Origin of the sequence: Nocardioides stalactiti, from assembly GCF_014180715.1 — a bacterium.
Taxonomy (GTDB): Bacteria; Actinomycetota; Actinomycetes; order Propionibacteriales; family Nocardioidaceae; genus Nocardioides; species Nocardioides stalactiti.
Genome location: NZ_JACEFC010000034.1, coordinates 25,232 through 37,972, shown reverse-complemented (window position 1 = coordinate 37,972; position 12,741 = coordinate 25,232). Strand labels below are relative to the sequence as shown.

10 protein-coding genes and 1 pseudogene are annotated in these 12,741 nt (G+C 71.2%); 6 read left to right on the top strand and 5 right to left on the bottom strand.

Features of this window, described 5'->3' with window-relative positions; all coding sequences use genetic code 11:
• A pseudogene (locus H0487_RS09270) lies at positions 1-232 on the bottom strand (gephyrin-like molybdotransferase Glp); the annotation flags it as partial.
• 176 nt (positions 233-408) lie between these two features.
• Here H0487_RS09270 and glgP point away from each other — a divergent pair.
• Positions 409-3,000 (top strand): alpha-glucan family phosphorylase, encoded by a 2,592-nt coding sequence (gene glgP / locus H0487_RS09265; protein WP_183093954.1) that lies wholly within the window; start codon positions 409-411, stop codon positions 2,998-3,000.
• Here glgP and glgX read toward each other — a convergent pair.
• Complete coding sequence (glgX, locus tag H0487_RS09260) at positions 2,987-5,119, bottom strand: glycogen debranching protein GlgX (RefSeq protein ID WP_183093953.1); 2,133 nt, start codon at positions 5,117-5,119, stop codon at positions 2,987-2,989. The genes glgP and glgX overlap by 14 nt on opposite strands.
• An 84-nt stretch (positions 5,120-5,203) precedes the next feature.
• Between glgX and H0487_RS09255 the strand changes: the two genes are divergently transcribed.
• The 4 genes from H0487_RS09255 (at position 5,204) to H0487_RS09240 (ending at position 8,267) form a co-directional block, all read left to right on the top strand.
• Positions 5,204-5,986: an enoyl-CoA hydratase/isomerase family protein gene (locus H0487_RS09255; protein WP_183093952.1), complete on the top strand. Its 783-nt coding sequence runs from the start codon at positions 5,204-5,206 to the stop codon at positions 5,984-5,986.
• Between the two features lie 5 nt (positions 5,987-5,991).
• Positions 5,992-6,342, top strand: coding sequence for a hypothetical protein (locus H0487_RS09250; protein WP_183093951.1), 351 nt, complete (start codon positions 5,992-5,994; stop codon positions 6,340-6,342).
• Positions 6,343-6,532: 190 nt separating this feature from the next.
• Positions 6,533-7,303, top strand: coding sequence for an electron transfer flavoprotein subunit beta/FixA family protein (locus H0487_RS09245; RefSeq protein WP_446685558.1), 771 nt, complete (start codon positions 6,533-6,535; stop codon positions 7,301-7,303).
• Between the two features lie 13 nt (positions 7,304-7,316).
• Positions 7,317-8,267 (top strand): electron transfer flavoprotein subunit alpha/FixB family protein, encoded by a 951-nt coding sequence (locus tag H0487_RS09240; protein WP_183093949.1) that lies wholly within the window; start codon positions 7,317-7,319, stop codon positions 8,265-8,267.
• A 57-nt stretch (positions 8,268-8,324) separates the two neighbouring features.
• On the opposite strand, the gene H0487_RS09235 is transcribed toward H0487_RS09240, so the two are convergent.
• Together H0487_RS09235 and H0487_RS24255 are read right to left on the bottom strand one after the other, a co-directional pair.
• The gene (locus H0487_RS09235; RefSeq protein ID WP_183093948.1) at positions 8,325-8,918 is read right to left on the bottom strand and encodes a hypothetical protein; all 594 of its coding nucleotides are present in this window, start codon (positions 8,916-8,918) and stop codon (positions 8,325-8,327) included.
• A gap of 112 nt (positions 8,919-9,030) precedes the next feature.
• A complete protein-coding gene (locus H0487_RS24255) occupies positions 9,031-10,527 on the bottom strand; it encodes a lysyl oxidase family protein (RefSeq protein ID WP_183093947.1) in 1,497 nt (498 codons plus the stop codon).
• Positions 10,528-10,642: 115 nt separating this feature from the next.
• On the opposite strand from H0487_RS24255, the gene H0487_RS09225 reads away from it, so the two are divergent.
• Positions 10,643-11,893 carry a glutamate-5-semialdehyde dehydrogenase gene (locus H0487_RS09225; protein ID WP_183093946.1) on the top strand — a complete coding sequence of 417 codons (1,251 nt, stop codon included), beginning with the start codon at positions 10,643-10,645 and terminating at the stop codon, positions 11,891-11,893.
• Here the strand turns inward: H0487_RS09225 and H0487_RS09220 are convergent.
• Positions 11,799-12,737, bottom strand: a complete 939-nt coding sequence (locus tag H0487_RS09220) for a DMT family transporter (RefSeq protein ID WP_183093945.1) — start codon at positions 12,735-12,737, stop codon at positions 11,799-11,801. The two genes, H0487_RS09225 and H0487_RS09220, sit on opposite strands and share 95 nt — an antisense overlap.
• Between the last annotated feature and the right edge of the window lie 4 nt (positions 12,738-12,741).

The following is a 12,741-nucleotide window of genomic DNA, read 5'->3' as shown; positions in this document are numbered from 1 at the left end:
GGACGTCGGCCGCGACGGGCAGGCGAACCGGGGTCTCCTCCGCGCCGGCCACGTCGGCCGCCCGCACGGCGTAGCCGTCCATCGCGGAGTTGTCGAAGGAGGGGAGGGGCTCGGGCGCGACGACGGCGTCGGCGAGGACGAGCCCCCGGGCCTCGGCGGGTGAGACGGTGGTCGCCGGGAGGGTGCCGAGCAGCGCGGCGACGAGGCCCTGGTGCTCGGTGACGGATCGCATGGGGCCAAATCTATGTCGGCGGCGAGCGGGGCAGCCCCCATGACTCCGTCCCGCTCGCCGCCTGATCCGGACAACGCGCAGGTGACGTTCGCGTTACGGGACTTGTGACACGTTGTCGCGGTAGGTCCGTGGACGACCTCTTGGATCGTTCAAGTCGCTTGGGTTACCGTCGTTTCGTGCGCGCGATCCGTCGATTCACCGTCCGCCCCCTCCTGCCTGCGGCCCTGGCTCCCCTGGGTGAGCTGGCCGCCAACCTGCGTTGGTCGTGGCACCCCGAGACCCAGGACGTCTTCGCAGCCGTCGATGCCGACCTGTGGTCCGCCAGCGGCCACGACCCGGTCCGGCTGCTCGGTGAGGTCTCGGCCGAGCGCTGGGACGAGCTCGCCGCCGACGAGGGCTTCGTCCGTCGGCTCGGAGAGGTGCGGGCGGACCTCGAGGCCTACCTGAGCGAGCCGCGCTGGTACCAGCGCGCCTCCGAGCGGGAGCCCGACGTCGCGTGGCCGCACCGGATCGCCTACTTCTCACCGGAGTTCGGGATCACCGCCGTGCTCCCGCAGTACTCCGGCGGTCTCGGCATCCTCGCCGGTGACCACCTGAAGGCGGCGAGCGACCTGGGCGTGCCGATCATCGGCGTCGGCCTCCTCTACCGCCACGGCTACTTCAAGCAGTCGCTCTCGCGGGAGGGCTGGCAGCAGGAGACCTACCCGGTCCTCGACCCTGACGAGCTGCCCATCTCGCTGCTCCACGAGGCCGACGGCAGCCGCGCGCTCATCTCGCTGTCGTTGCCCGACGGCCCCGACCTGATCGCCCGGATCTGGGTCGCGCGCGTCGGTCGGGTCCCGCTCCTGATGCTCGACACGGACGTCGAGGGCAACCCGGAGCACTACGTCGACATCACCGACCGGCTCTACGGCGGCAACAGCGAGCACCGGCTCCGCCAGGAGATCCTGCTCGGGGTCGGCGGGGTCCGCGCGATCCGCACGTTCTGCCGGATCACCGGCACGCCCGAGCCCGAGGTGTTCCACACCAACGAGGGGCACGCCGGGTTCCTCGGCATCGAGCGGGTCCGTGAGCTGACCGTGGGGGAGCAGGGGCCCCACCTCGACCTCGACACCGCGATCGAGGTCGGTCGCGCCTCGACCGTGTTCACCACGCACACGCCCGTCCCCGCCGGCATCGACCGGTTCCCGGCCACGATGGTCGAGCAGTACTTCGGCGACGCCGGCCCCACGCCCGGCGTCCCCGTCGACCGGGTGCTCGCACTGGGGGCCGAGGACTTCGAGGGCGGCGACCCGAGCGTCTTCAACATGGCGGTGATGGGGTTCCGGCTCGCACAGCGCGCCAACGGCGTCTCCCAGCTCCACGGGGAGGTCAGCCGGGGGATGTTCAACGGCCTGTGGGCCGCGTTCGACGAGGCCGAGGTGCCGATCGGGTCGATCACCAACGGCGTGCACGCCCCGACCTGGGTCGGCCGGGAGGTCATCGAGCTGGCGGTCAGCCAGGGCGCCGACCCCGAGAGCGACGACACCGACGCGTTCTGGACGGCGGCCGACAAGGTGCCCGGCACCGAGATGTGGGCGGTCAAGCGTCAGCTGCGGACGCGGCTCGTGCAGGACGCGCGGCGCCGGCTGGCGCGCTCGTGGGAGAAGCGGGGTGCGGCGCGCGCCGAGCTCGGCTGGATCGACTCCGCGCTCGACCCCGACGTCCTGACGATCGGCTTCGCGCGGCGGGCGGCGTCCTACAAGCGCCTCACGCTGATGATGCGCGACCCGGATCGGCTCAAGGCGCTGCTGCTCCACCCCGAGCGGCCCGTCCAGCTCGTCATCGCCGGCAAGGCGCACCCGGCCGACGACGGCGGCAAGAAGCTGATCCAGGACATCGTGCGGCTCTCCGACGACCCCGCCGTACGACACCGGATCGTCTTCCTGCCCAACTACGACATCGCGATGGCGCAGCCGCTCTACCCCGGCTGCGACGTCTGGCTCAACAACCCGCTGCGGCCCTACGAGGCGTGCGGCACCTCCGGCATGAAGGCGGCGCTCAACGGCGGCCTCAACCTCTCGGTCCTCGACGGCTGGTGGGACGAGGGGTACGACGGCGACAACGGCTGGGCGATCCCGACGGCCGACGGCGTCGAGGACACCGACCACCGCGACGACCTCGAGGCGGCGGCGCTCTACGACCTCGTCGAGAACGAGGTCGCTCCGCGCTTCTACGACGTCGACGCCGACGGGGTCCCGACCCGCTGGATCGAGATGGTGCGCCACACCCTGAAGTCGCTCGGCCCGAAGGTGCTCGCGACCCGGATGGTGCGCGACTACGTCCGCCAGATGTATGCACCCGCCACCCACAACGCCCGAGCGGTCAACGCCGACTACGCCGGGGCCCGTGACCTCGCGCAGTGGAAGGCCCGGGTCCGGGCGGCCTGGCCGGCCGTGCGGGTCGAGCACGTCGAGACCCAGGGCGTGGGCGACGAGCCGTCGGTCGGAGCGCCGATGACCGTGCGGTGCTACGTCGCCATCGGCGACCTCGCCCCGCAGGACGTCGAGGTGCAGCTGGTCCACGGCCGGGTCGACGCCGAGGACGTCCTCGTCGACCCCGTCGTCGCGGTCCTCTCCGCCACCGAGTCCTACGAGGGCGGGCGGCACCGGTACGACGTCGAGGTCGCCCTCCCGCGCAGCGGGCCGTTCGGCTACACGGTACGGGTGCTGCCGTCCCACCCGCTCCTGGTCGCGCCGGCAGAGCTGGGCGTCGTCACGACTGCTTGACCGCGGCGCGGAGCCACTCCTCCTCCTGCAGCACCACGACGCAGCGGGGGCCGATGACCAGCTCCTGCTCGGAGGCGACAGCGGTGCCGACGGGGACGTCGGGGTCGGTCGAGAGGACGACCTGGCCCTTGCTGACCCAGTCGTTGCTGGGGAGGAAGATCGCGCACGGCTCGGCGCCGGCGTGGAACCACACGAGGAACGACGCGTCGAGCAGCTGCTCGCCGTGCTTGCCCGGCTCCCGCAGCGGCTTGCCGGAGACGAACATCCCGATCGTCCGCAGGTCGGTGTCGTGCCAGTCCGCGTCGGTCATCTCGCGTCCGCTCGGGTGCAGCCAGGCCAGGTCCTTGGGGCCGCCGACGATGGTCGGGCGCCCCTCGAACCAGTGTCGCTGGCGCAACGTCTGGTGCTCGCGCCGTAGCCGTAGCGCTGTCTTGGTGAGCTCGTAGACGTCGAGCCAGGCGTCGTCGGACGACCAGTCCAGCCAGGAGATCTCGTTGTCCTGGCAGTAGGGGTTGTTGTTGCCGCCCTGGGTCCGGCCGCGCTCGTCGCCGGCCGTCAGCATCGGTACCCCGTTGGACAGGCAGAGCGTCGCCATCAGGTTCATCGCCTGGCGGCGGCGGAGGGCGAGGATGTCGGCGTCGTCGGTCTCGCCCTCGACCCCGTGGTTCCACGACCGGTTGTTGTCGGTGCCGTCGCGGTTGTCCTCGCCGTTGTCCTCGTTGTGCTTCTGGTCGTAGGAGACGAGGTCCCGGACCGTGAACCCGTCGTGGGCGGTGACGAAGTTGACCGAGTTGTACGCCGACCGGCCGTCGTCGGCGTACAGGTCCGAGGAGCCCGCCAGCCGGGTGGCGACGGCGTGGGTGCCGCCGAGGTGGCCGCGCCAGAAGTCGCGGATCGTGTCGCGGTACTGGTCGTTCCACTCCACCCAGGGCGGGGGCATGTTGCCGACGAGGTAGCCGCCCATGGAGACGTCCCACGGCTCGGCGATCAGCTTCACGTGGCGCAGCACCGGGTCCTGACCCATCGCGATGAGCAGCTTGCAGGACATGTCGATGTCGGGTCCGGTCCGGGTGAGCGCCGACATCAGGTCGAAGCGGAAGCCGTCGACGTGCATCTCGGTCACCCAGTAGCGCAGCGAGTCGAGGATCAGCCGCAGCGCCAGCGGGTCGTCGGAGTTGACGGTGTTGCCGCAGCCCGTCACGTCCCAGTAGGTGTCGTCGAACGCGTCGTCCGCGGCCGGCTCGCCGTCCTCGGCGGGCTCGGGCGGGACCCGGCGGTAGAAGCCACGGTCGTCGAGCCCGCGGAAGGAGATCGTGGCGCCGTCCGGCCCGGCCTCGGCGGTGTGGTTGTAGACGACGTCGAGGATGACCTCGATGCCGGCCCGGTGGAGTGACCGCACCATCGCCTTGAACTCCGCCACCTGCTGACCGCGGTCGCCCGCGGCACTGTAGGCCCCGTGCGGGGCGAAGAACCCGATGCTGTTGTATCCCCAGTAGTTGGTGAGTCCGCGCTCGAGGAGCGCCGGCTCGGAGAAGAACTGGTGGACCGGCAACAGCTCGACCGCCGTGACGCCCAGGTCGTTGAGGTAGTCGGTGACGACCGGGTGGCCGAGGCCGGCGTACGTGCCGCGCAGGTCCTCGGGGATCCGGTCGTGGAGCTGGGTGAAGCCCTTGACGTGCAGCTCGTAGATGACGGTGTCGCGCCAGCGGCGCTTGAGCGGGACGTCGCCCTCCCAGTCGAACGAGGGGTCGACCAGGACGCTGCGAGCGGCGTCGCCGATGCCGGAGACCGCGAGGCCGCAGGGGTCGAGGAGCAGCTTGCGGGAGTTGAACCGCAGCCCGTTGTCGGGGTCCCACGGGCCGTGGGCGCGGAAGCCGTACCGGGTGCCCGGGGCCAGGTCGGGAAGTGCTCCGTGCCAGATGCCGAGGGAGTGCTCGGTCAGCGGGAGCTGGTGCTCGCCGTCCTCGTCGTCGAACAGGCAGACCCAGAGGTCGGTCGCGTCCGGGGCGTAGACGGCGAAGTTGGTCGACTCCGGCGACCAGGTGGCGCCGAGCGGCCAGTTCCGGCCGGGCCAGACCTGCGCGCGGTCACCGAGGCTGCGCCAGAGGCCGGGAGTCATACGGTTGATTCTGCAACAATGCGCCCAACCCCTTCTGCACCATCGATCACAGCCGGTGCGGGAGCAACGATCTGAAGGAGCCCGATGACCAGCGAGTTCGTCCGCCTCGAGGTAGCCGACGGCGTCGGGACGATCCGGTTGGACCGGCCCAAGATGAACGCCATCAGCTTCCAGGTCCAGGACGAGCTGAGCGCGGTCGCTGCCGAGGCCACGGAGCGGGACGACGTCCGGGCCGTCGTGGTCTGGGGCGGCGAGAAGGTCTTCGCGGCCGGCAACGACGTCAAGGAGATGGCCGACAAGTCCTACGTCGACATGGTCGGCCGCGGCGAGCGGCTCCAGGGCGCGGTCACCGCGATCGCCCGGATCCCCAAGCCGGTCGTCGCCGCGGTCAACGGCTACGCCCTCGGCGGTGGCTGCGAGCTCGCGCTGGCGGCCGACGTCCGGTTCGCGGCCGAGGACGCCGTCCTCGGCCAGCCCGAGGTGCTGCTCGGGATCATCCCCGGCGCCGGCGGTACCCAGCGGCTCAGCCGGCTGGTCGGTCCGGCCCGGGCCAAGGAGCTCATGTTCACGGGACGATTCGTCAAGGCGGAGGAGGCACTCGCGATCGGCATGGTGGACCGCCTCTTCCCCGCCGAGGAGGTCTACGGCGCGGCCGTCGCCTGGGCCTCGAAGTTCAGCAACGCCGCTCCCTACGCGCTGCGTGCGATCAAGGAGTGCGTCGACCGCGGTCTCGAGTCCGACCTCGACACCGGCCTCGCGATCGAGCGCCAGCAGTTCGCCGCGGTGTTTGCGACCGAGGATCGGAGCATCGGCATGCGATCCTTCATCGAGAACGGTCCCGGCAAGGCGAGATTCGAGGCACGATGAGCAGGATGGCCGACAAGCCGACGGACGCGGGGACAGGGAGGAGCACTGCCCTCACCGTGGCGCGCGTGCGGGGCATCGTCTCGCGCGTGCTGTGGGTGATCTGCCTGACGCTGGCGCTCGTCCTCGCTGCTGCCGCCTTCAGCTTCGCGCTCGACGCCAACGACAAGAACGAGCTCGTCCAGCTCGTGCGCGACCTCGCCAACGCCTTCGACCTCGGCTACTTCGACCTTGACGAACCGGTCAAGGAGTTCCAGGACCCCAACAGCGAGGTCAAGACCGCGCTGTTCAACTACGGCATCGCCGCGGTGGTCTACCTCATCGTCGGCCGGTTCCTCGAGCGGGTCATCCGCCCGTAAGACGCGGCGATCGGCGCACGCCGCTCCCGATACCGTGTGAGGTAGTCCACGTACGCGTGGTTACCGCGAGCGGGCTACCGGACGGTAGCCTGCGGGCGCTGTCCACTTTTGGACCAACCGACGACCCACACGGGTCGCACGAGTGCAGGAAGGGGCCGGTCCGGCCACAACCATGAACATTGTCGTCTGTGTGAAGTACGTCCCCGACGCCACCGCGGACCCGCGGTTCGAGTCGGACAACACCGTTGACCGCGTCGGCGTCGACGGTCTCCTGTCGGAGCTCGACGAGTACGCCGTCGAGCAGGCTCTCCAGCTCAAGGAGGGCACCGAGGAGGAGGTGACGGTCACCGCGCTGACCGTCGGCCCCGAGAAGGCCGCCGATGCAGTGCGCAAGGCGCTGCAGATGGGTGCCGACCAGGGCGTCCACGTCTCGGACGAGGCGATCGCCGGTTCCGACGCGATCGCGACCTCGCTGGTGCTCGCCAAGGCCGTCGAGAAGATCGGCTCCGTCGACGTCGTCCTCTGCGGCATGGCGTCCACCGACGGTGCGATGAGCGTCGTCCCGGCGATGCTCGCCGAGCGCCTCGGCCTCCCGCAGGTCACCCTCGGCTCGCGCATCGAGCGCAAGGAGAACCAGATCGCCGCGCAGCGTGACGGCGACGTCTCCACCGACGTCGTCATCGGCGCGATGCCGCTGGTCGCCTCCGTGACCGACCAGTCGGGCGAGGCCCGCTACCCGTCGTTCAAGGGCATCATGGCGGCCAAGAAGAAGCCGCTCGAGACCTACAGCCTCGGCGACCTCGGTGTCGACGCCGGCCAGGTCGGCCTCTCGGTCGCGTGGTCGACCGTCGAGACGACCACCGAGCGTCCCCCGCGGACCGCCGGCGAGATCGTCAAGGACGAGGACGGCTCGGGCGCCACGGCGCTGGTCGAGTTCCTCGCCTCGAAGAAGTTCATCTGAGGAGCAAGAAGACATGTCTGAAGTTCTGGTTCTCGTCGACCACGTCGACGGTGCGGTCCGCAAGCCGACCTACGAGCTCCTCGCGATCGCGAAGCGCATCGGTTCGCCGTCGGCCGTGTTCATCGGTGGCGCCGACAAGGCCGAGGGCGCTGCCGGCGACCTCGCCAAGTTCGGTGCCGAGAAGGTCTACGTCGTCGACGACGCCGAGGTGAAGGGCTTCCTCGTGGCGCCCAAGGCCGAGGTGCTCCAGCAGGTGGCCGAGGCCGCCTCGCCGGCCGCGATCCTCATCGTCTCCTCCGCCGAGGGCAAGGAGATCGCGGGTCGCCTCGCGATCAAGCTCGGCTCGGGCCTGATCACCGACGCCGTGGACGTCGCCGCCGACGGCACGACCACCCAGTCGGTCTTCGCCGGCAACTACACCGTCCAGGCGAAGGTGACGACCGGTACGCCGATCATCACCGTCAAGCCCAACTCCGCCGCTGCGGAGGAGGGTGCCGGCGCCGGCACCGTCGAGCAGTTCTCCGCGACCATCTCCGATGCCGCCAAGGGCGCCCGGATCGTCGCGTCGAACCCGCGTCAGGCGTCGGGTCGCCCCGAGCTCGCCGAGGCCGCGATCGTGGTCTCCGGCGGCCGTGGCACGGGTGGCGACTTCTCGTCCGTCGAGAGCCTCGCCGACGCGCTGGGCGCGGCGGTCGGTGCCTCGCGTGCGGCGGTCGACTCGGGCTGGCAGCCGCACACGCTGCAGATCGGTCAGACCGGCAAGACCGTGTCGCCGCAGCTCTACGTCGCCAACGGCATCTCCGGTGCGATCCAGCACCGCGCCGGCATGCAGACCTCGAAGACCATCGTGGCCGTCAACAAGGACGAGGAAGCCCCGATCTTCGAGCTCGTCGACTTCGGTGTCGTCGGCGACCTGCACTCGGTCCTCCCGGCCGCCACGGCCGAGATCGAGAAGCGCAAGTAGTACCTCGGAGCAACGCTGCAGCCCCTGGCGCCTGGACGGTGCCGGGGGCTGCTGCGTTCAGTCCTGCCGCGTGAAGGCGCGGGTGGTGTACAGCGCGCGCTGGAACACCTCCTCGGGGATCCCTCGGTAGCCGGGCAGCGTCGATCCCACGAACTCCAGTCGCAAGGTGTCCTCGTCGACCACCCATCGATAGGTGTTCGAGCCCGCCGAGTGGTGGAAGACGACGACGTCGTCCCGGATCTCGTACGCCGCGTCGTAGTCGATCGGCTCCTGCTGCTCGCCGTCGACGCTTCCGTACAGGTCCCAGGCGCCGTCCTCGATGGTCAGCGTGAGCAGCGAGTCGGCCGAGAACGGGGCGTTGCGGCGGTACTCCTCCACCCACTCGCCGAGCCCGCTGCGCCGTACCGTGGCCACGGTCTGCGCCAACGAGACGGGTCCGGCCTGCCAGGTGCCCTCGAGCGCGGACGCTCCCGCATCCGCCTCCACCGAGGTGTCGACGGTCGGCGGAGTGGTCGGGGTGCTCCTGCGGTCGGTGTCGGCTCGGAGCGTCGTGGAGACGTCGGGGGTGCAGCCGGTCAGCGCCGAGGCGAGAGCTGCGGCCGTCATGAGGGCGATCGTGCTGGCAGAGGGCCGCAGGCGCTGTGCGTCCATGGGAGGTCTCCTTGTCCGGGATGGGCCCGCGTCGCGGGCGCTGGTGTCCCTGAGGCGTTCCGTCNCCCCCCTGGGGGGCGGGGGGGCCTTCCCCGGCCGGCTCGGCCGTGGATCAGCGGCGGTAGTAGATGCCCTGGGACTCGTCGACGAGGCCGACGGGGGCGACGCGGACCCGGCGTTCACCGGCCTTGTTGGTCCAGAGGCGCACCTTGCGCAGCGCCTCGTTGTTGGTGGTGTCGGCCTCGAGCAGGGTGTCCTCCGGGTTGGCCAGCACCCGGATGTAGTAGATCCCGTCGGCGAGGTTCTTGACCGGGAAGGACTGACCGGCGCGGAACTGCGCATAGGTGTCGCCCCACCCGGCCGAGAGGACCTCGCGGATCGAGCGGGTCTCGTAACCGCCGCAGACGCTGCCGAGGTCGTCCTCGTAGGCCGACCACTCCGCGCCCTCGCCGGTCAGGTCGACGGCGTCGGTGTTGGCGAGGCAGAACGCCTCCTTGCCCGAGCGGACGGCCCGGGTCAGGTCCGCGTTGAGCAGCTCGTAGGTCGCGAAGTCGGTGAAGTGCCAGTGCTGGTGCGTCGGAGCGGGGTCCCACTCCATCGTGCCGACCTGCTCGTAGGCGATCTGGTTCCCGTCCTCGTCGAGGAAGTACTGGTAGGCGTCCATGATGTCCTCGCCGGAGCGGCGGAAGCCGTCGACGACGAGGGGGCTGTTGCCGTTGTTCCAGACGTTCGCCGAGAACTGGAGCTGGGTGCCCTTGCGGTTGAGCTGGATGCCGAACGCCGGCAGCGAGCGCAGGTCGGGGAGCGGGGTGCCCTCGGGCAGGTCCTCCACGGCGCCGATGCCGCCGCTCGGGTCGGGCTCGTGCCGGTTGGGCTGGAGGCGCGGGTTCGTGTGCCCGTCGCGGCAGCCGCGGCAGTCGTTGCCCTCCACGACGGTCAGCACCGTGGTGGCGGTCCGCTCCTCGGCGCTCAGGTCGAGCGCGTCGGCGTACGCCTTGGTGATGGCGACCGTGAGGTCGTACTCGCCCGGCTTGACCCGCAGCCGGGTCTCGTAGCCGAAGATGCTGCTCGCCCAGCCCGCGGGGACGCCCTGGACCGCGCCGAGGGCGTACGGGTTGTACCAGCAGGTCCGCGGATAGCTGTTGCGGAAGTCGGCTGTCGGGTCGATGCGCTCGGAGGACTCCCCGAAGCAGACGCCGCGGCGCTTGGTGACCGGAGTGGCGTCCGGGTCGTTGCGGTCGACGAGGGTGATCTTCATGAAGTTGTCGAGCATCCCGACACGCTTCTGGTCAGGCAGGGTGACGTCGCCGTTGGGGAGCTTCGCGACAGCCGTGGGCGCGCTCTCGTAGTCGGAGGCGCGCGTCGTCCAGATCTCCAGCGCCGCCTCACGGACCTCGAGGCGGAAGCCGAGGTCGGAGTAGATGCCGCCGCCGTAGTTCTGGGCGGTGACCGAGTCGGGAGCGGTCAGGGTGATCGAAGGGTCCCCGGGCCCGGCGCCGACGGCCGGCGATGCGCCGGTGGCCGTCGCGAGCAGGGGTGCGCCGAGCGCGGCCGCGGCGAGGGCGGCGAGGCCCCAACGCTTGCGGCGGGGGGACAGGGGGTGGGTCACGAGCTCCTCCTCGAGCAGGACAGGCAGTGAACAGCATCGACGCGGGACCGCGCCTGACTGGTAGACGCCCGAGACAGCCGGACGGTTGCGTCGGAGCAGCACTAACCTTCCACAGGTGAGCATCGCCGACGACGTGATTGACGTAGCCCGCCGCGCACGGGTCGCCGGACGCGACCTCGCCCTCGCGACCCGGGCCACCAAGGACGCGGCCCTGCACGCCATGGCCGATGCCCTGCTGGCCCGCGAGACCGAGGTCGTCGCGGCCAACGACGAGGACGTCCGGCGCGCTGAGGAGGGCGGGACGCCGGCCAACATCATCGACCGGCTCCGGCTCACGCCGGACCGGATCGCCGGCATGGCCCAGGGCCTGCGCGACGTCGCCGGGCTGCCGGACCCGGTGGGCGAGGTGGTCCGCGGCGGCGTGCTCGCCAACGGGCTCGAGCTGCGCCAGGTGCGAGTCCCGTTCGGTGTGGTCGGGATGATCTACGAGGCGCGCCCCAACGTCACCGCGGACGCTGCCGGCATCTGCCTGAAGTCGGGCAACGCGGTCCTCCTGCGCGGCAGCTCCAGCGCCCGGTCGAGCAACGCAGCCATCGTCGAGGTCCTCCGGAGTGCCGTCGAGGCCGCCGGCCTGCCCGCCGACGTCGTCCAGCTGGTGCCGGGCGACAGCCACGACAGCGTCAAGGCGCTGATGCGCGCCCGCGGGCACGTGGACGTGCTCATCCCGCGCGGGGGAGCGGGCCTCATCCAGTCGGTCGTGGAGGAGTCCACCGTCCCCGTCATCGAGACCGGCGTCGGCAACTGCCACGTCTACGTCGACGCGGCGGCCGACCTCGACAAGGCGCTCGCGATCGTCCTCAACGCCAAGACCCACCGCACCAGCGTCTGCAACGCCGCCGAGTCGGTGCTCGTCCACGAGGCCGTCGCCCCGGTCTTCCTGCCGCGCGTCGTCGCAGCGCTCCAGGAGGCCGGCGTCACCCTCCACGGTGACGAGGCGTTCCAGGCCCTCGACGGGGTCGTGCCGGCCACCGACGAGGACTGGGCGACCGAGTACCTCTCCCTCGACATCGCCGCCCGCGTCGTCCGGGACCTCGACACTGCCCTGGAGCACATCCGGACCTGGTCGAGCCAGCACTCCGACGCGATCGTGACCGAGGACCAGGCGGCCGCGCGGCGGTTCGTCGCCGAGGTCGACTCGGCGGCGGTCCTCGTCAACGCGTCGACCCGGTTCACCGACGGCGGCGAGTTCGGCTTCGGGGCCGAGATCGGGATCAGCACCCAGAAGCTGCACGCGCGGGGGCCGACGGGGCTTCCCGAGATGACCTCGACGAAGTACGTCGTCGTGGGCGACGGTCACGTCCGCTAGCCGTGCTGCCCGAGCGGCTCAGCGACCACAAGCCCCAGCCCATCGCCGCGAGCGCGGCGGCCGCGACGACGCTCGCCATCGGCCCGGTCGTGAGCGACTCGTGGAAGACGGCGTGCCCGAGGCCGAGCGCGACCAGACAGTTGACCACGTTGAGGGCAGGCATCGACGCCGAGAGCCGCGCCGCGCGGTAGGCGAGCTGGTTGACGGCGATCCCGCCGACCCCGCAGCCCGCGAGCGCATAGGGCAGCCAGGTGGTCGCCGTGGCCAGGGTGCCGTGGGCGTCGCCGTGCAGCTGCACCGCCTTGATGAGCACCGCCATCAGCGCGAAGAGCAGGCCCGAGGAGCACCCGAGCAGGAACGCGGAGGTGGCCGACCGGCCGAGGGAGCCGCCGGCGAGCAGGAGGAGCACGGCCACCCCGGCCGTCGCGGCCACCGACAGCCCGAGCACCGCCGGGTCGGGGGCGGCCGTGGCGGTGGCGGTCTCCGAGGCGAGGAGAAGGACCGCGATCCCGCCGGCGGTGACGCTCACCGCCACCAGCTCGGAGGTCGCCGGCCAGGTCCGGGCGAGCGCGGCACGCAGCGGCACCGCGAACACCAGGCCGGTGATGAGGAGCGGCTGCACCAGGCCGATCGGGCCGTGACGCAGCGCCAGCACGTGGAGGGTGAACCCGAGCGGACCGAGCAGCAGCGCGGCCAGCCACGCGGGGCGCCGTACGAGATGGCGCAGGAGGGCGCCGGGACCGGTGCCCGCAGGCGCGGACGACGCTGCGTGGTGCTGGGCGGAGGTCGACACCGCGGCCGTCGCGGCGCCCGCGAGCGCGAAGACGACGGCCAGCCAGGTCACGGCC

Bases quoted from the DNA above. Each gene is read 5' to 3' on its own strand.
- glgX (WP_183093953.1), bottom strand. From the start codon at position 5,119: ATGACTCCCGGCCTCTGGCGCAGCCTCGGTGACCGCGCGCAGGTCTGG.
- H0487_RS09255 (WP_183093952.1), top strand. From the start codon at position 5,204: ATGACCAGCGAGTTCGTCCGCCTCGAGGTAGCCGACGGCGTCGGGACG.
- H0487_RS09250 (WP_183093951.1), top strand. From the start codon at position 5,992: ATGGCCGACAAGCCGACGGACGCGGGGACAGGGAGGAGCACTGCCCTC.
- H0487_RS09240 (WP_183093949.1), top strand. From the start codon at position 7,317: ATGTCTGAAGTTCTGGTTCTCGTCGACCACGTCGACGGTGCGGTCCGC.
- H0487_RS09235 (WP_183093948.1), bottom strand. From the start codon at position 8,918: ATGGACGCACAGCGCCTGCGGCCCTCTGCCAGCACGATCGCCCTCATG.